This is a genomic window from Methylocaldum sp., assembly GCF_039794385.1.
Taxonomy (GTDB): domain Bacteria; phylum Pseudomonadota; class Gammaproteobacteria; order Methylococcales; family Methylococcaceae; genus Methylocaldum.
The window spans coordinates 1-19,790 of the sequence record NZ_JBDIVO010000053.1 but is presented as its reverse complement, the minus strand read 5'-3'; the positions used below and the strand labels follow the sequence as shown (position 1 = coordinate 19,790).

Genomic DNA, 19,790 nt, shown 5'->3' with positions numbered 1-19,790 from the left:
GAGCGTTTTCATCTCGCTCGTACGGCAAAACCGGCTCGGCGGGCGTCATTGGCGCCTTCGGCGACGGTAAATTGATTCAAGCATTCGTAGGTCGGCAATCCTTTGCCGACGAACCCGTTACCCCAACGGCACCGTCGGGAAGGGCGGCTTCGGCGCTCCCGAAGACGCCGTTTGCGATTGGAAGGGTCGCGACTAAAGCGACCGTTTGCGATTGGGAGGGATTCCCGACCTACGCGCGAGTGCCCGTACAGTAGGCATGAAAATGCTCGAATCGATCGTCCGCTCCCGGAAGCAAAGCCGGGCATCAGTTTTCCGTGTAGAGCAGCTTCAAGCCTACGACGCCCAAGACGATTAGCAGAATGCAGACGATCCGGACCAGGTCCGTGGATTCGTTGAACAGTATGATGCCGATAATCGCGGTCCCGGCGGCGCCTATTCCAGTCCAAACGGCGTAACCGGTGCCTAACGGTATCGTCCTCAGCGCCAGGGACAAGAACACCAGACTGATTATCATGGCGGCGCCTACGCCTAAACTCGGCCACCAACGCGTAAAGCCCTCGGTGAATTTCAATCCCACCGCCCAGACGATCTCGAATATCCCCGCAACAAGTAAATATGTCCAACCCATGCTTAAAAGAATGTCGCTACGCAGCGAAGCCATAGCCTAGTTTAGACAGACGATATTACCCGATCTTTCTGCCGAGTCGGTTTGCGAGATTTGATTTTCCACAAGACTCGCATACGTTGATTCCCGATCTTCGAGCCAGCTGATCTTCCGTTCCGCTGATTCGGTTAACTGCTCCCAAGTCCTTTCAAAAGGTACGGAAATGTACGTATGTTTAATTTGGGGGTGGTGAGCTTAAATACATCCACCTGAGCTGATCTCGGGTCCGGAACATGGATGCTCCCGCAGGACGGGATTACGGCGAATGGACTTAAGGATGTCGCCAAGAACAGGACGTTCCCAAACGCAACCAGGATGTTGCGAAGGGAGTTGGAGTGTTTCAACAGATTCTGGACGCTCCCTATCCTCGGGCCAGGATGCTCGACACGGAAATGGAATGCTCCGCATGTAACTGGACTGATCCGAATTTGGCTGGGATGTATTTTTGGGAACACGGAAGTTCCATTTTTCTTTCTCCCGTCGTTCACACACTTGCTCATCCAGCTTCACGGCCGGCAAAGTCGCCAGGCGCCCTGCCGTTCCGTCAAAAACGTATCCTCGTTTTCGATGTTGCGTCCGGCGCCATCCAAGGTCGGAAATCCCTTTCTGACATAGCTGCCTGAAATCCTTGGCCGTTCATCGAAGGAGTGAACAGCGTGATGAAAAGAAGACAGTTTCTCGCCCTGGCCGCAGCCGCAATGGTCGTCGGGTGCGCCGGTTCGAAGACCCGCGAGAGCACCGGCGAATATCTCGATGACACGGCCGTTACCACCAAGGTCAAATCGGCTCTGCTGCGCGATGAAGTGGTCAAAGGGCTGGACATCCAGGTCGAAACGTTCAAAGGTACCGTGCAACTCAGCGGCTTCGTCAACACGGCCTCGGAAAAGCAGCGCGCCGAAGCGATCGCGAGAGACGTCGCCGGCGTTCGATCCGTCAAGAACGATATCCGCGTGATGCAATAACCGCTACCGTAAGCCGTGGCCGACTCACATTCAACGGCCGACGCAACATCGTCTCAAACTCGATCCAGTGTCAGGAGCGCCGGCACGGCCCGGCGGCATCATCCTTCATACGCATCCAACCATCCGCGCGGCGCTCGAAATACTCCGCGGCAGAGGGAACGAAACGCGCATTTTCGGATTCCCATGTGCAACGCTCCAGGACAACCTTCGGATGCTCGATCCGGAGCACGTTAAACGCGTTTTTTTCCTTTCGCGTGCGGACCGAAAGCGCGGTTCCGGCGCTGATCACGAGCGCCTTGTAACCGGCGATGCGATACCGTTCTCCCGTGTGCCCCGAATGGCTGACATGGAGATGCCCGGCTAAGAACATATCGACTCCGCAGCTCGCCAGCGCTTCCATGGCCATCCGCGCCCGGCCGACAAGATCGCCCTCACGGAAGCCCTCGGGCAGGTCGAAAGGGTGATGGGTCACCACGATCTTGATGACCGCACCGGGGTAATCACACAAGCGTTCCCGAATGCGGTCCAGCTGCCTTCGATTGACCCGCCCGTTCTTGATGGTCAGCGAGCGCGCCGTATTGACGCCGACCACGGCGATCTGCTCATCGGCATAGAAGGGCTCGATGTTTTCACCGATATAGCGCCGGTATTTGACCAGCGGCCGGAAAAAACGGGCCAGCGGATTATAGAGGGGTACGTCATGATTGCCGGGCACCACGATTTGCGGCTTCGGCAGCGCATCGAGAAAGCGCCGGGCTTCGAGAAATTGAGCGGTTCGTGCGCGTTGGGTCAGATCGCCAGAGATCGCGACCAGATCGGGCCCTATCTCCCGAACCGATTGGATCAGCGGATCGACCAAGGAGCTGTCGACGCGGCCGAAGTGCAGATCCGAAAGATGGACGATGGTTCGCATGCGCCGCGTTACGCCTCGCCGACCGATCGGCAGCCGGACCTAGCTCGCAATGGCGCTTCCGCGAGACTCGACCTTCGTGTTCGGCACTATCACCCGTAGAGCGCCCGGCCGAATTCGATAATGCAGCGGAGTCTGCATGACGATCACCTCGCCGTCGGTAGCGACCCGAAGGCGGCTGCTGTGCCTAGCCTCGATAACGATCTCCTTGGTCCGCATCATGTCGAAGTCCTTGTCTTTACGCAAACTCCGCAAGAGCGCGCGGAGCCCGAATCGCAAAAGGCCGAGCCGGCCGATTTCTCGAGTGGTATACAGCCACAGCCAGCCCGAATCGAGGGTGGTTCGCGCTCCGATATTGAATCCTTCGACCTGGTACCGATTGTTCCCGACGAAAATGAAAGGCGTGTGCCGCACGAGTTCCCGGTCGTCGACACGCAATCGGGCTTCCAGAATGGCATACCGGCGCAAGACGGACAGAGATGCCCAGAGAAACGCCGGCCATTTGCCGTATTCCAGGCGGTCCTGCAGGGTCTCCCGACCGTGTACGATGCTGGGATACAGCCCCAGGCTGGAATTGTTGACGAAAATCCTGCCGTTGACCTCTCCGACATCGATCCGGGCGGGCGTGCCGTCGACAAGAATTTGCGCGGCTTGCTCCAAATCCAGGGGAATCCCGAGATCCTTGGCGAAGTGGTTGAGCGTGCCGAGCGGCAGTACGCCCAGTATCTTGCCGGTTTCGGCGAGCACCGAGGCAACCGCATTGATGGTGCCGTCTCCGCCGCCTGCCGCTATCAGATCGGCGTTCTCGGCCAGGGCTCGCCGCGCGAGGTCCGGAACTTCATCGCCGCTGTTCGCAACCCATATCCGGGCATCCCGGTTGCGTGAGACGAAGAACTCTTCGAGCCGCTTTTCCAGTCCCTTTTTTTCGTCACTACCCGCAGAAGTGCTAACGATAATCGCCAAACGGGCGGCCATAAGCTGATTTTACCGGGGGAATTACATGGGATAGATCACCAAATGCCGGTGTGGTTCACAGCCAATGCTTTCGGCGACCAAGCCGTGGCGGGTAACGATGCGATGTTGCATCTGGCGCAAGGCGGCCGAACGCGGCGAGAGTTCCGCCATGACGCCTTCGGCCTTGACCTGCTGCACGGCACGCTCGGTCTCGCGCACCATTTCCCCGACCTCGTCCTGTTTGTCGCCGGGAACGATGTGAAACAGACTGCGCAGGAGCTGCCGAATCTGAGCGGTCGTGTTCTTCTTGACGGCATGCACCGGCAATTGACCGCCTTGAACGATGCGTTTCAGGCTTGCATCGTCTTCCCGCGCGCGCAGCGTCACGACAAGATCGGCCTGGTCCGGATATCTCACCGTGCGGGCCTCCAAGTGGAGGTCGCGGATCACGCGTTCCACCGAGTCCCGGCTGAGCGCATAAGCATAGATGCGAACCGGACGCTGCCGGTCGGAGCGGACGAATAAGACCTCTCTCGCGATTTCCACGGCCGACTCGGGTTCGCTCGCCGTCACCGGCGACTGAACGGCAACCGGGCCTTGGCGGCGTATGCCTTTGGGCTGTGTGCCGCTCAGGATGGCATCGACCGCCTGCGCGGTGTCCAGGTGCACGACCACCTCGTCCCTGGCGGTAATCTCTACGACGATATCGAAGGTGGGCGGAGCCTTCCGCTCGCTTACGGTTTTTTGCGTGCCCCGAAGCCGGGCCTCTTCGTCGCTGAGAGTCACCGTTTGCACGCCGCCGACCAGATCGCACAGCGTGGGATTCAGAACTAAATTCTCCAGCGTGTTGCCGTGAGCCGTGCCGATCAGCTGAACGCCACGCTCGGCGATGGTGCGCGCGGCCATTGCCTCCGTGGCTGTGCCGATTTCGTCGACGATGATCGCTTCGGGCATATGGTTTTCCACCGCCTCGATCATCACTGCATGTTGTCGATCCGGATGCGCGACCATCATTCGCCGGGCGCTGCCGATGGCCGGGTGCGGGACATCGCCGTCGCCGGCAATCTCATTGGATGTATCGATCACGACGACGCGCTTGCCGAAATCGTCGGCCAGTACGCGCGCCACCTCTCTCAATTTGGTCGTCTTTCCGACGCCGGGCCGGCCGAGCAATACGAGGCTCTTGCCGCTCTCGACGAGATCACGTATCAGATCGATGGTTCCGAATACCGCGCGCCCCACGCGCAAGGTCAAACCGATGATCTCGCCCCGCCGGTTGCGAATGGCGGAAATGCGGTGCAAAGTCCCCTCGATGCCGGCGCGGTTGTCCGCGCCGAATTCACCCAAGGCGCCGATTACGGCATCAAGGTCTTCGCGGGTAACCGGTTGATTCGATAAGTTCAGGGCGGCGTGGGGATAGCGTGCCTGGGGCAGGCGCCCTAAGTCCAAGATGATTTCGAGCAATTCCCCCTGGCCTTGCAGCGCTAGGGATTTCTGGAGCTCCGGTGGAAGGAGCTTTATGAGCAGGTGGAGATCATCGAGATGGGTCTTGGCGGTCACATCTTTGCACGGGGTGTTCTTTCAAGCCCTGTCCGACGCCGTAACGGCATCCAATCGCGTGTCCGCAGCTCCGCCGAGCCGTCAGGTCGATGATTCGAGAACATCTCTATCGACCATTACCTTCCCCGCCCGTCCGGCCGCGGACGCCTCCTGGTCAGTCGCATTCGTACGATTTCTGGATCCGTCCGTTCTCGTCCACCGTTTCGAGTCTCGCCTTGAATCCCCACAGCCGGCGCACATGCCGCAGCATCTCGTTGGTGCTCTCTCCCAAGGGGCGGCGATGATGCTGATAATGCCGCAGGGTCAACGACCGGTCTCCTCGGGTGTCCACCCGGTAGACCTGAATGCTGGGCTCCAGGTTGCCGAGGTTGTACTGATCCGAAAGCACGTGGCGAACGGCTCGATAGCCGTCCTCGTCGTGAATGTGGGTGATTTCCAGTTCGTCGTTCAAATCGTCGTCCAGCACGCTGAACAGCTTGAAATCCCGAATGACCTTGGGCGAGAGGTATTGGGCGATGAAACTCTCGTCCTTGAAATTGCGCATGGCGAAGTCCAGCGTCTTGGTCCAATCGGTATCCACAAGATCGGGGAACCATTTCCGATCTTCGTCGGCGGGATGTTCGCAGATCCGCCGAATGTCGCTCATCATGGCGAATCCCAAGGCATAAGGATTGAGTCCCGAAAAGTGATTGCTGTAATACGGCGGCTGGCTGATGACGTTGGTATGCGATTGCAGGAATTCCAGCATGAATCCGTCGGTCACCAAGCCTTCGTCATAGAGCCTGTTCAGAAGGGTGTAGTGCCAGAAGGTCGCCCAACCCTCGTTCATTACCTTGGTTTGACGCTGGGGATAGAGATATTGCGCGATCTTGCGGACGATTCGAATGATTTCCCGCTGCCAAGACTCCAGCAGCGGCGCGTTCTTCTCGAAGAAATAAAGGAGATTTTCCTCGGGTTCGGCCGGAAACTGATGGGCTTGCTCCTGGAAGTATCTTTCCTTCTTTGGAACGGTGCGCAGCCATAAATCGTTAATCTGCGACTGAAGATATTCCTCCCGCTCTTTCTGCCTATGCTTCTCCTCGGTTATCGAAAGCGCCGGCGGCCGGCGGTAACGGTCCACGCCGTAGTTCATCAAGGCATGACAGGAATCCAGCAGCTCCTCTACGGCCGAGACGCCGTAACGTTCTTCGCATTCCGCGATGTAGTTCCGGGCGAACACCAGGTAATCGATGATGGCGTCGGCATTGGTCCAGGTCTTGAACAAATAATTGTTTTTGAAGAAGGAGTTATGGCCATAACAGGCATGCGCGATGACCAGCGCCTGCATGGTCATGCTGTTCTCCTCCATGAGATAGGCGATACACGGGTTGGAATTGATGACCAGCTCGTAGGCCAGCCCCATGTATCCGCGCCGATAGCTTTTCTCGACGGTCAGAAACTGCTTGCCGAAGGACCAATGCGGGTAGAACACCGGCATGCCCGTGCTCGAATAGCAGTCCATCATCTGTTCCGAGGTGATGATCTCGATTTGGTTGGGATAAGTGTCCAGGCCGAAACCAGCCGCGATTCGGGCGATCTCGGTGTCATAGCTCTGAAGGAGTTCGAAAGTCCATTCGGAGCCTTCTGAAAGGGGTTTGCGGCTCATGCCTGCTGCTTCTTGAAGAGTTCTCTAAAGACCGGATAAATGTCCGCCGCGCTATAAATCGGCTGCATGGCAAAGTTGGGCCAGTATTCCGCCACTTTTTCGTATTCCATCCACAGGCTGTGGGGCTCGTGGTTGTTGATCTCGATATAGGCGTAATACTGCACGCTCGCCATGATGTCTTCGATCAGCAAGCGCGAACAATTCGTCGAGTCCTCGGGCCAGTTGTCGCCGTCCGACGCCTGGGCGCCGTAGATGTTCCAGTCGCCCGAGGGGTAGCGGTCGCGGATGATGTCCTTCATCAGCTCGAGCGCGCTCGACACAACGGTCCCGCCGGTTTCCCGCGAATAGAAGAAATCCTGTTCATCCACCTCCAGCGCCACCGTATGATGGCGAATGAAGACCACGTCCGTCTTTTCGTAATTTCGCGTAAGAAACAAGTAAAGCAACAAGAAAAAACGTTTCGCAAGATTCTTTTTCACCTCGTCCATGGAACCGGAGACGTCCATGAGGCAAAACATCACGGCCTGGGTGCTGGGCTTCGGAACTTGAATGCGGTTTCGGTAACGGAGATCGATGGTGTCGAGGAACGGCACTGCCCGAATCCTGCGCTCCAGCAGGGCGATCTCCTCGCTCAATGCGGCGATACGCTCCTCGTCAGGCTCACCGCCAGTTAGCAAAGCCGCGAGTTCGACTTCCAGCTCCCGCTTCCGGTCCGCTGATGGCGCGCGCAAGGCCGTGCGGCGCGCCAAAGCCTCCCGCATCGAGCGGATGACGTGCAGGTTCGAGGGCGATCCGTCGCTGGTAAAACCCGCGTGCTGACTCTTGAAAGTGGCTTCTCTCGCCAGTTGCCGCTTCACCATGTTCGGCAGCTCGAGATCTTCGAAGATGAATTCCAAAAACTCTTCGCGCGACAATTCGAAAACGAATTCGTCCATGCCCTCGCCGGTATCGCTGGCACGGTTGCCCGAACCGCCCTCCTCGCCTTCCGGACGGGGTACCTTGTCGCCCGCTATAAACTCCTTATTGCCGGGTTGAACGACCTCCCGCCGCCCGCCTTGGCCATGCCGAAACGTCGGTTCCGAAATATCCTTGGTCGGAATCTGAATCTTTTCGCCACGGTCTACGTCCGTTACCGACCGCTTCGCGACGGCATCGGCAACGGCCTTGCGAATCTGACCGCGGAAGCGTTGGAGAAAGCGCTGCCGATTGACAGCGCTCTTGTTCTTGGGGTTTAAGCGGCGGTCTATAAATTGACTCATGGGCTTGAATACCTATCGCTCGGTTAAGAGGACTTGCGCACCCTGAGATACCATTCGCACAACAGCCGCACCTGCTTGGGCGTGTACCCTTTGTGAACCATGCGGTTCACGAATTCCTCGTGTTTCTTCTGATCGTCCAGCGACGCCTTGGCGTTGAAGGAGATCACCGGCAGCAGTTCTTCCGTATTGGCGAACATCTTCTTCTCGATGACCGCACGCAGCTTTTCATAGCTGGTCCAGGCCGGATTCTTGCCGGCGTTCTTGGCGCGGGCACGCAGCACGAAGTTCACCACTTCATTGCGGAAATCCTTGGGATTGCTGATGCCTGCCGGTTTTTCGATCTTTTCGAGTTCCTCGTTGAGCGCCCTGCGGTCGAAACTCTCGCCGGTATCCGGATCGCGGTATTCCTGATCCTGTATCCAGTAGTCGGCGTACGTAACATACCGGTCGAAGATGTTCTGTCCGTACTCGGAATACGATTCCAGGTAAGCGGTCTGGATTTCCTTGCCGATGAAATCCACATAGCGCGGCACCAGGAATTCCTTGATGAAGCGCAGATAACGCTCCTGCACCTCCGGCGGGAATTGCTCCTGCGTGATCTGCTGTTCCAGCGTATACAGCAAGTGAACGGGATTCGCCGCGACTTCGGAATGGTCGAAGTTGAACACTTTCGACAGGATCTTGAACGCGAAGCGCGTGGAAAGACCGGTCATCCCTTCGTCCACGCCCGCGAAGTCCCGGTATTCCTGATAGGATTTCGCCTTGGGATCGGTGTCCTTCAGGTTCTCGCCGTCGTAAACCCGCATTTTCGAGTAAACATTGGAGTTCTCCGGTTCTTTAAGCCTCGACAGCACCGCGAACTGCGCCAGCATTTTCAGTGTGTGGGGTGCGCAGGGCGAATCGGACAGCGAACTGTGGATCAAGAGTTTCTCGTAAATCTTGATCTCTTCTGAAACCCTTAGGCAATAAGGCACTTTGACCACATAGACACGGTCCAGAAACGCCTCGTTGTTCTTGTTGTTCTTGAACTGCAACCACTCGGACTCGTTCGAATGGGCCATGATGATGCCCTCGAACGGAATGGCCGAAAGCCCTTCGGTACCTTTGTAATTGCCCTCCTGGGTCGCCGTCAGGAGAGGATGCAGCACCTTGATCGGCGCCTTGAACATCTCCACGAATTCCATGATACCTCGGTTGCCGAGGCAAAGGCCGCCCGAGAAGCTGTAGGCATCCGGATCGTCCTGGCTGAAGCGCTCCAGCTTCCGGATGTCGACCTTGCCGACCAGGGACGAGATGTCCTGGTTGTTTTCGTCGCCCGGTTCGGTCTTCGACACCGCCCGCTGATCCAACATGGACGGGCGCACCTTGACGACGCGGAATTTGGTGATATCGCCGTTGTACTCGTGCAGGCGTTTCACCGCCCAAGGCGACATGATCGTATTGAAGTAACGGCGCGGGATACCGTATTCGTTTTCGAGAATCGGACCGTCCTCTTCGGGGTCGAACAGTCCCAGCGGCGATTCGTTGATGGGCGAACCCTTGATGGCGTAAAACGGCACCTGCTCCATGAGGTGCTTCAACTTCTCGGCCAGCGAAGACTTGCCGCCTCCGACCGGGCCCAGCAAGTACAGAATCTGTTTGCGCTCTTCCAGCCCCTGAGCGGCGTGGCGGAAAAATGCCACCATCTGCTCAATGGTTTCCTCCATGCCGTAAAAATCGGCAAAAGCCGGATAGCGCTTGATGACTTTATTGGCGAAAATGCGTGAAAGGCGCGGATCGAGCCGGGTGTCGACCAGTTCGGGTTCGCCGATGGCGATCAGCATACGCTCGGCTGGACTGGCGTAGGCCGTCGGATCCTTACGGCAAATTTCTAGATATTCCTGAAGCGAATACTCTTCTTCGCGCGCTTTTTCATAGCGGGATTGATAGTGATCGAAGATACCCATAGATGCGAGGTCTCCTCTGCAATCAGCAGATGCTCAAAAAGGTCTTAACGTCTCCGGCGAGAGGACCGCAAGCTGCCTCGTTCGATATTTTGCTGGTTGAGACAACGAGCGTATTAACTGTCCCTATCATAGCGAACGTGGCTTTCTCATCCATCCGCACTATGCAATAAATGCGGCGCTCGCGGCTCTTACCGCTAAGACGTAGCCTAACATATTTCGGTTCCCCGGCTGCGAGACACCCAAGAAAAACTTTATGCCAAAGAGAACCTCATCGAGCATGTAACAAAACTGTTTCGCACTGCTTGCCGAGCGATACACAATACTTAGCGATGGCCGAACTCGAGCCCACTCCGCTGTATTGTCCTCTTATTAGTTTAGAATTAATCGTCGGCCATACGTTCGACGCTAAACACCCGAGTTTATGCCGGGAAGCGTATTTCCAATAAACGGCACCATCTTCTCGATCATTTGCAATGCTCAGCCACACTTGACACGAAACCTGTGCCGATGTTCCACTTCGGGCCACAAGCACGTTTGAACTCCGAGGAGAATGGACTTCCGGATGGGCGTCTACCGCCTGAGAGCGGGACGGTTTTTTCAAGTCAACAAGTGGCCGGCCCGCATCTCGTCGCGGTGCTCGATCGCGCTACTGCGCCTGCTGTTTCTTCTGTCCCTCGGTTTGCCGGCGTGGTCCTGCCGCAATCCGGAACCTGTCGGACCGCCTCATTTGACCTGGTATGTGTTCGACGAACCTTCCGGCGCCTTCCGAGAAGCCGCCCGGCGCTGCACCGAATTCGCAAAAGACCGCTATCGCATCGATGTCGTCTCTCTGCCGGCCGATGCCGATCAGCAAAGGGAGCAATTGACGCGCCGCCTGGCTGCAGGCGACGAATCTATCGACATCATCGGGATGGACGTGATCTGGACCGCCGAATTCGCCGAAGCGGGCTGGATACGGGAATGGCCGATGAGATCGACCCGCCGGGCTTCAGCCGGTCGGTTTCCGATAACGGTTCAAACCGCTACTTATAAGAATGTGTTCTGGGCGACGCCTTTCACGACCAATGTCCAATTGCTCTGGTATCGAACCGACCGTGTCCCGACACCGCCGGATACCTGGGACGAGATGATCGATTCGGCCGAGAAGTTGGGCAGGAATGGCCGGATTCAGGTTCAGGGCGAACGCTATGAGGGGCTGACCGTCCTTTTTGTATCCCTGCTCGCCTCGGCCGGGGGCACGGTCCTGGATGCTGGGGGACAGCAGGTCTCCCTGGAGCCCGAACCCACCCGTAAAGCTCTTCAGGTGATGAAGCGGTTGGCGACTTCTCCCGCGGCCGATCCGGGGCTGTCCACCAGCCGCGAAGACCAGGCGCGGCTGGCTTTCGAAACCGGCAATTCGGCATTCATGCTCAACTATACCTTCGTCTGGCCCAGCGCTCGGCAGAACGCGCCCGACGTCGCGGCGAACATGGGCTGGGCACGCTGGCCCGCGGTTCTGCCCGGCCGGCCCAGCCGGGTGACGGTCGGAGGCATCGATCTCGCCGTCAGCACCTACTCGCGTTATCCCGAACTCGCCTTCAACGCGGCCGAATGCCTAGCAAGCAGGGATAATCAGCGGATCGCCGCACAACGCGGGGGACTTCCACCCACCGTGTCCGCCCTTTATAACGATCCGGCCGTGCGTCGCCGGCTGCCGTTCGCGGATGTGCTGCGAGCGGCCTTGAACGATGCGGTGGAACGTCCTCAAACGCCGCTCTACGCCGACGTGTCCCTCGCCATCAGCCGCACCCTTCATCCCATGCGCGACATCGAGCCGGACCGGGATACGACTCGCTTGCGGAAAGCCGTGCAACGAGCATTGCGTTCGGAAGGCTTGCTATGAGGCGTGCCCAGAACGTCAAAGGATGGCTTTTTTGCACCCCGGCTCTAGCCGCGATGGCTTTGGTTACGGCCTATCCCATTCTCGATGCCGTCCGGCTCTCGCTTTACCGCTACGACCTACGCCACGCGGCTCCGCCCGATTTCATAGGCATCGGCAACTACTTCAGCGTATTAAGTTCGGAAGTATGGTGGCAGGCGCTTGGAAATACGCTTCTGATCACGACCATTTCGGTTTTTTTCGAACTGGTGCTCGGCTTCGCTCTCGCACTGCTCATGCATAAAGCCGTGTTCGGACGCCGAACGGTCCGTTCGGCGGCTTTGGTGCCTTACGCCATCATCACCGTGGTATCAGCTCTCGCCTGGAAGTTCGCATTCGATCCGACCACCGGATTCGTCAACAGCCTGCTCGGCGTCGATCAAGCCTGGCTCAACGAACGCTGGTCGGCATTCGGCGTCATCATACTCAGCGAGATCTGGAAAACCACACCGTTCATGGCTCTTTTGCTGCTGGCCGGCTTGAGCCTCATTCCGGATGATGTGCTCAGGGCGGCTCGGGTCGACGGAGCATCCGCCTTACAGCGCTTCCGTCTCATTACCCTGCCCTTGATGAAACCGTCCATCTTGGTGGCGCTGCTGTTCCGGACCTTGGATGCTTTTCGCATCTTCGATTCGGTCTATGTTCTGACACGCGGCGCGCATGGCACCGAATCGGTATCGGTGATTGGATACAACACGCTGATTGCCCGTCTCAACCTGGGTTTGGGTTCGGCGGTATCGGTGCTGATTTTTCTGTGCACGCTCGCGATCGCTCTGCTCTTCACCAAGAGCTTCGGAACGCCCTTGCTCCGCACGGGACGGTGACATGCGAATACGATTCGCAGGTATGGACGGATTCCTCGGTGCCTTGGGAAGTCTCCTCGTTGTTACTTACGCCTTGTTGCCCGTGATTTGGATCATATCGCTGTCGCTCAAGCCTGGGCGCGAACTCGGCAATGCGCGTTTTTTCCCGGACACGCTCAGTCTCGAGCACTACCGAACGGTCTTTAACGACCCGCAATTTCCGGCGGCGCTCTTGAACTCCGTGGGCATCGCTTCGATCGCCACCGGGTTGTCCATAATAATCGCCATCTTTGCGGCGTACGCCATCGTTCGGCTCGACTTTCGCGGCAAACACTGGATTTTTTACGGCACGCTCGCAGTAGCCATGTTTCCGCCGATATCCGTGGTCGGTCCCTTGTTCGAACTCTGGCGCACGCTGCGTCTTTTCGACACCTGGCCGGGCTTGATCCTTCCCTATCTGAGCTTCACCTTGCCGCTCGCCATTTGGACCTTGACCGCTTTTTTTCGCGAAATCCCGTGGGACCTGGAGCGAGCCGCACGGGTCGACGGCGCCACCCCGTCGCAAGCCTTTCGGCTCGTCATCTTGCCGCTGGTGGCGCCGGGAATCGTCGCTTCGGCCATCTTGGTCTTCATTTTCGCGTGGAACGATTTTTTGTTCGCCGCGTCCCTCACGTCCACGGATCGGGCCCGCACCGTGCCGGTCGCCATCGCGTTTTTTACGGGAAGTTCCCAATTCGAGCTGCCTACCGGTTCCATCGCCGCCGCTTCCGTAGTGGTCACGATACCGATCATCGCACTGGTCCTGATGTTCCAGCGCCGCATCATTGCCGGACTTACGGCCGGTGCCGTCAAAGGATGACCGGGAGTAGCAAAAATGGCCGAAATCGTCTTCGATCACGTGAGCAAACGCTTTGCCGGCGGGGCCTGGGCGGTCAGAAAGGCAAATTTCACCGTCAAGGACGGCGAGTTTTTCATTCTCGTTGGACCGTCAGGCTGCGGCAAGTCGACCCTGCTGAACATGATCGTCGGTCTGGAAGACATCACCGAGGGCGAAATCCGGGTCGACGGCAACAGGATCAATGAACTCGACCCCAAGGACCGCAACATGGCGATGGTATTCCAAAGCTATGCGCTCTACCCCCATATGACGGTCAGGGAGAACATCTCGTTTCCGCTCAAATTGGCCAAACTGGCGCGGGACGAAATCAAGCGGCGGGTGGACGAGGTCGCGGCCATCCTCCAACTGGACCCGCTGCTCGACCGCAAACCTTCGGACCTGTCCGGAGGACAGCGCCAGCGGGTAGCCATGGGACGAGCGATCGTGCGAAGACCCCAGGTGTTCTTGTTGGACGAGCCCCTATCGAATCTCGATGCTCGGCTGCGCGTTCAAATGCGCACCGAGATCGCGGCCCTCCAGGAAAGGCTGGGCATCACGACCGTTTACGTCACTCACGACCAAACCGAAGCCATGGTGCTGGGCGATCGTGTGGCGATATTGCGAAGCGGAGAAGTCCAGCAGATCGGAACGCCGAAGGAACTGTACGAGACGCCCCGTAACGAATTCGTGGCGGGCTTCATCGGATCGCCGTCGATGAACTTCCTGAATGCCGAGATCGGCGATACCGGCGTGCTGCTGCCTATGGGGCCTTGCCCCCTGCCGCCTTCCTTTCCGTTAGAGCGCCTGAGCAACCGCTACGTCGTCGCCGGCATCCGTCCGGAACATTTTTGTTTGCCGGGAACGTCGCGTAGAGCCGGCCCCGTTTTTCCGGCTGAAATCATTTCGGTCGAATGGCTGGGCGCGGATCTTTATCTTCATGTTCAGCCGGCCCCGTCACTCCGGCCATCCAGGGACAAATCGGCGGTTGTCGAGCCGGGAACTCATCCAGCTGGACTGGTTCTGATTGTCCGAGTGCCTCCCGACCTCCGGCTGAAACGCGGCGATAGGATCGAGCTGACTTTCGACGCCACGAAGATTCAACTGTTCGACGCCGATACCGGCGAAAATTTTTTGCGGAACCATTGAAACGACAGTCTGTCGAAGCGCCTTCGGTGATGTGGCGCCCGCGACGGGCATGTTTGAAACGATCAAAACGTATAGGGAACCGCTATGAGCAACCTCGAACTCGGCATTATCGGCAACTGCATGTACAGCGCACTGATCGACCGCAAGGGGCGTGTCGTCTGGTGCTGCTTGCCCCGTTTCGACGGCGATCCGATTTTTTGCAGCCTGATCAACGGCGATGAGGACGAGGTGCAGGAAGGGTTCTTCGACATCGTGATCGATGATTTCTCCCATAGCGAACAGCACTACGAGCACAACACCGCTATCCTGGTAACCACGCTTTACGATCAGCACGGCGCTGCGGTGCAAATTACCGACTTTGCCCCGCGTTTCCGACGGTACGGCCATATGCATCGTTCGCAACGGCTGATCAGAAGGCTTCAGCCGATCAACGGCACGCCGCGGATTTCCGTCAGAGTGCGGCCGACCTACGACTACGGCGTCAAACCCATGCAAACCATCCAGGGGTCCAACTATATCCAGTTCGTCGCTCCCGGTATGTGTTTCCGCATGAGCACCGACATGCCGGTTTCCTACATATTGGACGAGACGCCCTTTCTGCTGGAGGAACCTTCGGCGATCACCTTCGGTCCCGACGAACCGCTGCGTTATACGGTGGCCGAAGCAACCCGCGAAAGCTACGAGCAAACCCTGCTGTATTGGCGCGAATGGACCCGATCGCTGTCCATTCCTTTCGAATGGCAGAAGGCCGTGATCCGCGCCGCCATCACCCTCAAGCTGTGCTGTTTCGAGGAAACCGGCGCCGTCATTGCCGCCATGACCACATCCATCCCCGAAGCGGCCGGCACGGAACGCAATTGGGATTATCGCTATTGCTGGCTGCGCGACGCCTATTTCGTCGTGAGCGCCCTAAACCGGCTTGGCGCGACCGGAACCATGGAGGAATATCTGGACTATATCTCGAATATCGCGGCCGAGGCCGACGATAGCCTGCTTCAGCCGGTCTACGGCATCGCCCTGGAGAAAAAATTGATCGAATGCCGGATCAGCTCTCTCAGGGGCTATCGGAATCACAGACCGGTACGGGTCGGGAATCAGGCCTATGAGCACATCCAGAACGACATCTACGGCAGCGTGATCATGGCCGCCACCCAGGCTTTCTTCGACCGCCGCCTCGCGCATCCCGGAGATCAGCGTCTTTTCGAACGCCTGGAAAATCTCGGCCGCCAATGCACCCGGCTGTATAACGTACCGGATGCGAGTCTCTGGGAGTTCCGCGGGTTCGCCCGCATCCATACCTTTTCGGCAGTGATGTGCTGGGCCGGCTGCGATCGTTTGGCCCGCATCGCCGATCACATGGAACTGCACGACCGCGCTCAATATTGGCGCTCCCAGGCAGAGCGGATTCGGACCGAAATCATGGAGCAGGCGTACGATTCCGGACGCAATACCTTCGTCGGAAGCTTCGGCGGCTCCGAACTCGATGCGAGCCTTTTGCTTCTCCACGACCTTCAGTTCCTCGCTGCGAATGATCCCCGCTTCATCGGTACCGTCGAGGCGGTGGAAGAGGAATTGCGGCGCGGCAATCACATGATGCGGTATGTGGAACCGGACGACTTCGGCGCACCGCAAAACGCCTTCAATATCTGCACCTTTTGGATGATCGGCGCTTTGGCGGCCATCGGCAGAAAGGAAGACGCCCGCGCCATATTCGAGGAAATGCTCAACTGCCGGAACCATCTTGGGCTCTTGTCCGAAGACACCGATCCGCAAACCGGCGAAATGTGGGGCAATTTCCCGCAGACCTATTCCATGGTCGGGATCATTCACTCGGCCATGGTTCTGTCCAAGTCTTGGGAGGAAGCGTTTTAACAAGGCTTCTTAATGAAAGCGTTCTCCCGGAACTCGTGCATGATCAGTTGTCGTCTTCGACCCACGTCGCCTGTGTTGGCGATGCCGGGTCAAGAGATACGACGTATGCTCCGGCCACCCCGAGCCACCGACGGTCCCCAAATGAAATTGGCGGGAGCAAACCGGTATCGTAGCCGTTCAGGTTTTTCAGTGCGGACATGAAGCTATCTCTTCCCAAGCGCCGGCCGGCACGCCGCAGCCCTTCTTCGAATAAGCGGGCCATAACATAGGTGACGACCTCCGAATGCTCAGGCGACTGCGTACCGGCGAGGACCGCAAGTTCGGCGATCTTCTCGGGCGCACGGTCGCGGGGAAGCGTCGGATAACCGATCAGCAGACGTTGACGAAAATCCGGTGGTGCCTGAAGCACCGACGTCCCGGCCAGGGCACCGGGCAGTAACACCCATGGTCTCCAGGTCGTTTTCAGTGCACTCCGGTAAAACTCCCCGAGTTCATCGTCCGTACCGAAAAAAAATGACGGCCCGCACGCGACGCTGGCGAAGGGCGTTGACAGTCTCCTCGGCGTGCCCGCGGGTTCCGACATATTCGATAGGTTCCAGAGTTCCGAGGTTTTTGCTTCGAATGCGTTTAAGAATGCGCTGAGTCAGCATACTCGATGCTGCTCCCGGACCGTGAACGATCGCAAGAACGAAGCCGCGCTTGGCGAGAACTCGAGCCGTGTAATCTGCCAATAGTAGACTCTGCTCGCTTATCCCGGACAGCAGATAAAACGTAAACGGATTGACTGCGCGCTCGGGATCCGGAAACTCCGGAGAAGGCTCGATTACCGGGATGCGCAACGCTTTTGCTATATCGGCAAGATCGGCTTGTGCTCGAGGGGAAGCGAATCCGAAAATGGCGAACACATTCTTCTCCTCGATCGATGTTCTCAACCCGGAGCCAGATTTTTCGCCGTCAAGAAACACCGGCTCTACGGTTCGGCCGAAATAGCCGCCCTCGTTATTTCGCGCTCGGAAATAGGCGGTAATGACCCGCCGTATTCTCTCGCCCTTTTGATCGGCCGGAATCAACACTCCTACACGGATGATGCTGTCGCTCAGCCCAGAATCGTGGTCGCCCTCGATGCGCTTGATATAAGCGATCAAATCCGCGAGATCCCGAACCGACATTCGGTACCGCGGCATGCCTTTATCAAGCTTGTTGCGCGCCGGGTCGAGGCCTTGCGTAATAGCCCGTGCAAGTGTTTCGTCGGTGAACGGCGGATGTGTTCGCCCGTAGGAATGGGCGTGGCCGTAAGGCTTGGCGAGATTGGTCCAGGTGATGTTGGACGGTGTCAGGCCGCCCTCGGCCCGTCCGAGACCGTCTTTGCCATGGCAGCTGGCACAAGGAAGCGCGCGTCCGTTCAGTTCCGCATCGTCGTCGCCCATCAGCGCTGTAACAGGCGTTCCGGACAGACTTTCGCCTCGGAGATAAATGTGCGTTCCGCGCGTTTCCGCCGGCGTCAGTTGCTGCGCGCCGGCAGCCGATTCGAAAAGGAACAGGGATATAGTTGCCAGGTACGCCCTGATGCTGATTCGGAGCCTATCCCTTTGCATGCTGCTCACAAGGCTTAATCACGACGCCAGCCAAATCGCGTCCTCTTATATCTTTATTGCGATAGTCGGTCCGCTAATGTATCGGGCTTCACCTCAACCCGCGCTAGCGAACCTGACCTCGCGAGCATGTCGATCTGGCCATGACTTTTTTCACGCCTTGAAAGCCATAGAGACGAGTCCACAGCCGTCGGCGCCCGTCGCCGATCAAGAGTAAACGCCGCTTATCGATCCATCTCATCGATAAGGTCCGCATTTTCGAGCCTATCCCATTGATGCTCTCCTTTGAGGGGGCAATGGAATAGCTGCCGGCTGCCGGGCAGCCGTTAGTAGAGCTGTGAGAAAACAATAAGACTAGAGTTGTGGCGGAAGACCCGACAAAAACGACTGGGTCAACGAGAAGACTTCAGCGCCGCTTGCCGCATCCTTGGCCAGGAAATAATCGGCGCCGCATGCCGAAGCGGCTTCACGATACTCGACCGCGTCGTAGCTGGTCAGAATGACGATGGCGGGAGAATAAATTGTCTTTATCTTGCGGGTCAGTACGAGACCGTTTTCGCCGGGCAGCTTGAGATCCATGAAAATCAGGTCGGGCCTGACTCCGTCGATTATTCTCATCGCTGCTGCACCGTTCTCGGCTTCGACAATGCCGAGGTGAGCGAACTGATCGCTGAGAAACGCTTTAAGAAAGCGCCGAAAAGACGCGTTGTCATCGACGATTAATATTTTGCACACGACCGCGAGTTCCTTGAAAAATGCGGAAAGCACATATCCCTTTGCGCGTCGAAAAGAAATCCTGTTCAAGCATCCAACGCGCTGCTTATCCGATCATTTGACCGTACACGCTCGCTTTGTTTCCGGCACTAAGGAGTTTTGCTTATTTGGTTCGGCTTCTTCGCCGTAGAAGATGAGCGAAAACAAAGTAGCGTTTTGCCATGGAAGAAAAAAAACGAATCTGCATAGCCGAAGACCATACGATTTTGCGGGAAGGATTACGGATGCTCTTGTCGCAAGATCGGGATCTGGAAGTCGTCTGCGAAGTCCATAACGGCATCGAACTCATCCGGCGATGTCGCGAAGTCATAGCGGATCTCATCTTGCTGGATCTGTCCATGCCCAAGCTAGGGGGCTTGGAGGCCATCCAAGAAATCAAAAAACGAGCGCCGCAATCGAAGATCCTGGTACTGACAGTGCACGATGTCGAAGAATACATCCTCGCGGCCCTGAGATCCGGCGCAGACGGTTATGTTCTAAAGGATGCCACTCATGCGGAACTACGCATCGCCATCCGCAGTGTATTGATCGGGAAGACCTATTTAAGTCCGAGCGTCTCAGGGAAAATCATAAAGGGGTATCTGCAAGTCAAGAGCGCGGAAGAGCCTCGGTCAGCATGGGACAGCTTGACCCATCGGGAGCGAGAGCTTTTGAAACTGATCGGCGAGGGCCATAAAAACAAAGAGATCGCGCAATATCTCCACCTCAGCGTGAAGACCGTGGAAACTCACCGCGCGAACTTAATGAAAAAGCTGGATCTTCATAGCGCGGCGGCACTGACTGCATATGCTATCGAGAAGGGGTTAGTTCTGAGATAGGTGTAGCGGATCGCAATCGGAAACGATCAGGACTGCATTCATCACAAATTCAGAACCGGATTATTCGCAACTATCCGAAGCGCCGGGACC

At 57.5% G+C, this 19,790-nt stretch carries 18 protein-coding genes; 8 read left to right on the top strand and 10 right to left on the bottom strand.

Translation table 11 applies throughout. The annotated features are described in order from the left end of the window. On the top strand, nt 1–254 hold a 254-nt coding region (locus ABJK70_RS07320; protein WP_347257660.1), incomplete at its 5' end, for a hypothetical protein. Nucleotides 255–304: 50 nt separating this feature from the next. Here the strand turns inward: ABJK70_RS07320 and ABJK70_RS07315 are convergent. After that, nucleotides 305–661 (bottom strand): multidrug efflux SMR transporter, encoded by a 357-nt coding sequence (locus ABJK70_RS07315; protein WP_346425837.1) that lies wholly within the window; start codon nt 659–661, stop codon nt 305–307. A gap of 662 nt (nt 662–1,323) precedes the next feature. Between ABJK70_RS07315 and ABJK70_RS07310 the strand changes: the two genes are divergently transcribed. Beyond that, nucleotides 1,324–1,626, top strand: a complete 303-nt coding sequence (locus tag ABJK70_RS07310; protein ID WP_077729580.1) for a BON domain-containing protein — start codon at nt 1,324–1,326, stop codon at nt 1,624–1,626. Nucleotides 1,627–1,696: 70 nt separating this feature from the next. Here ABJK70_RS07310 and ABJK70_RS07305 read toward each other — a convergent pair whose 3' ends face one another. From ABJK70_RS07305 to ABJK70_RS07280, 6 genes are all read right to left on the bottom strand, one after another. Next, nucleotides 1,697–2,539 (bottom strand): metallophosphoesterase family protein, encoded by an 843-nt coding sequence (locus ABJK70_RS07305; RefSeq protein WP_347257659.1) that lies wholly within the window; start codon nt 2,537–2,539, stop codon nt 1,697–1,699. Nucleotides 2,540–2,578: 39 nt separating this feature from the next. Further along, nucleotides 2,579–3,511: a diacylglycerol kinase family protein gene (locus tag ABJK70_RS07300; protein ID WP_077729582.1), complete on the bottom strand. Its 933-nt coding sequence runs from the start codon at nt 3,509–3,511 to the stop codon at nt 2,579–2,581. A 21-nt stretch (nt 3,512–3,532) separates the two neighbouring features. Continuing rightward, nucleotides 3,533–5,050 carry a R3H domain-containing nucleic acid-binding protein gene (locus ABJK70_RS07295; RefSeq protein ID WP_347257658.1) on the bottom strand — a complete coding sequence of 506 codons (1,518 nt, stop codon included), beginning with the start codon at nt 5,048–5,050 and terminating at the stop codon, nt 3,533–3,535. A gap of 154 nt (nt 5,051–5,204) precedes the next feature. Further along, on the bottom strand, nt 5,205–6,695 hold the full coding sequence (locus tag ABJK70_RS07290) for a SpoVR family protein (protein WP_077729584.1): 1,491 nt from the start codon (nt 6,693–6,695) through the stop codon (nt 5,205–5,207). Next, nucleotides 6,692–7,954, bottom strand: coding sequence for a YeaH/YhbH family protein (locus tag ABJK70_RS07285; RefSeq protein ID WP_077729585.1), 1,263 nt, complete (start codon nt 7,952–7,954; stop codon nt 6,692–6,694). The genes ABJK70_RS07290 and ABJK70_RS07285 overlap by 4 nt, the downstream gene beginning before the upstream one ends. A 23-nt stretch (nt 7,955–7,977) precedes the next feature. Continuing rightward, nucleotides 7,978–9,900: a PrkA family serine protein kinase gene (locus tag ABJK70_RS07280; protein WP_077729586.1), complete on the bottom strand. Its 1,923-nt coding sequence runs from the start codon at nt 9,898–9,900 to the stop codon at nt 7,978–7,980. A gap of 562 nt (nt 9,901–10,462) precedes the next feature. Here ABJK70_RS07280 and ABJK70_RS07275 point away from each other — a divergent pair. The 5 genes from ABJK70_RS07275 to ABJK70_RS07255 all read left to right on the top strand — a co-directional run bounded on the left by ABJK70_RS07275 (nt 10,463) and on the right by ABJK70_RS07255 (nt 16,516). Then, entirely contained in the window at nt 10,463–11,782 is a 1,320-nt protein-coding gene (locus tag ABJK70_RS07275; RefSeq protein WP_086133154.1) for an ABC transporter substrate-binding protein, read from the top strand. Further along, nucleotides 11,779–12,642 carry a sugar ABC transporter permease gene (locus ABJK70_RS07270; RefSeq protein ID WP_347257657.1) on the top strand — a complete coding sequence of 288 codons (864 nt, stop codon included), beginning with the start codon at nt 11,779–11,781 and terminating at the stop codon, nt 12,640–12,642. Before ABJK70_RS07275 ends, ABJK70_RS07270 begins: the two co-directional genes overlap by 4 nt. 22 nt (nt 12,643–12,664) lie before the next feature. Continuing rightward, nucleotides 12,665–13,480 carry a carbohydrate ABC transporter permease gene (locus ABJK70_RS07265; protein ID WP_166642413.1) on the top strand — a complete coding sequence of 272 codons (816 nt, stop codon included), beginning with the start codon at nt 12,665–12,667 and terminating at the stop codon, nt 13,478–13,480. A 15-nt stretch (nt 13,481–13,495) separates the two neighbouring features. After that, on the top strand, nt 13,496–14,644 hold the full coding sequence (gene ugpC / locus ABJK70_RS07260) for a sn-glycerol-3-phosphate ABC transporter ATP-binding protein UgpC (RefSeq protein WP_086133152.1): 1,149 nt from the start codon (nt 13,496–13,498) through the stop codon (nt 14,642–14,644). A gap of 84 nt (nt 14,645–14,728) precedes the next feature. Next, nucleotides 14,729–16,516, top strand: coding sequence for a glycoside hydrolase family 15 protein (locus ABJK70_RS07255; protein ID WP_347257656.1), 1,788 nt, complete (start codon nt 14,729–14,731; stop codon nt 16,514–16,516). Between the two features lie 43 nt (nt 16,517–16,559). Here the strand turns inward: ABJK70_RS07255 and ABJK70_RS07250 are convergent, their stop codons facing one another. The 3 genes from ABJK70_RS07250 to ABJK70_RS07240 all read right to left on the bottom strand — a co-directional run bounded on the left by ABJK70_RS07250 (nt 16,560) and on the right by ABJK70_RS07240 (nt 18,843). Beyond that, on the bottom strand, nt 16,560–16,958 hold the full coding sequence (locus ABJK70_RS07250) for a hypothetical protein (protein WP_077729593.1): 399 nt from the start codon (nt 16,956–16,958) through the stop codon (nt 16,560–16,562). Nucleotides 16,959–17,007: 49 nt separating this feature from the next. Beyond that, entirely contained in the window at nt 17,008–18,111 is a 1,104-nt protein-coding gene (locus ABJK70_RS07245; RefSeq protein WP_347257655.1) for an ABC transporter substrate-binding protein, read from the bottom strand. Between the two features lie 351 nt (nt 18,112–18,462). Beyond that, nucleotides 18,463–18,843: a response regulator gene (locus ABJK70_RS07240; RefSeq protein WP_168183716.1), complete on the bottom strand. Its 381-nt coding sequence runs from the start codon at nt 18,841–18,843 to the stop codon at nt 18,463–18,465. A gap of 200 nt (nt 18,844–19,043) precedes the next feature. On the opposite strand from ABJK70_RS07240, the gene ABJK70_RS07235 reads away from it, so the two are divergent. After that, entirely contained in the window at nt 19,044–19,700 is a 657-nt protein-coding gene (locus ABJK70_RS07235) for a response regulator transcription factor (protein WP_347257654.1), read from the top strand. Nucleotides 19,701–19,790 lie beyond the last annotated feature (90 nt).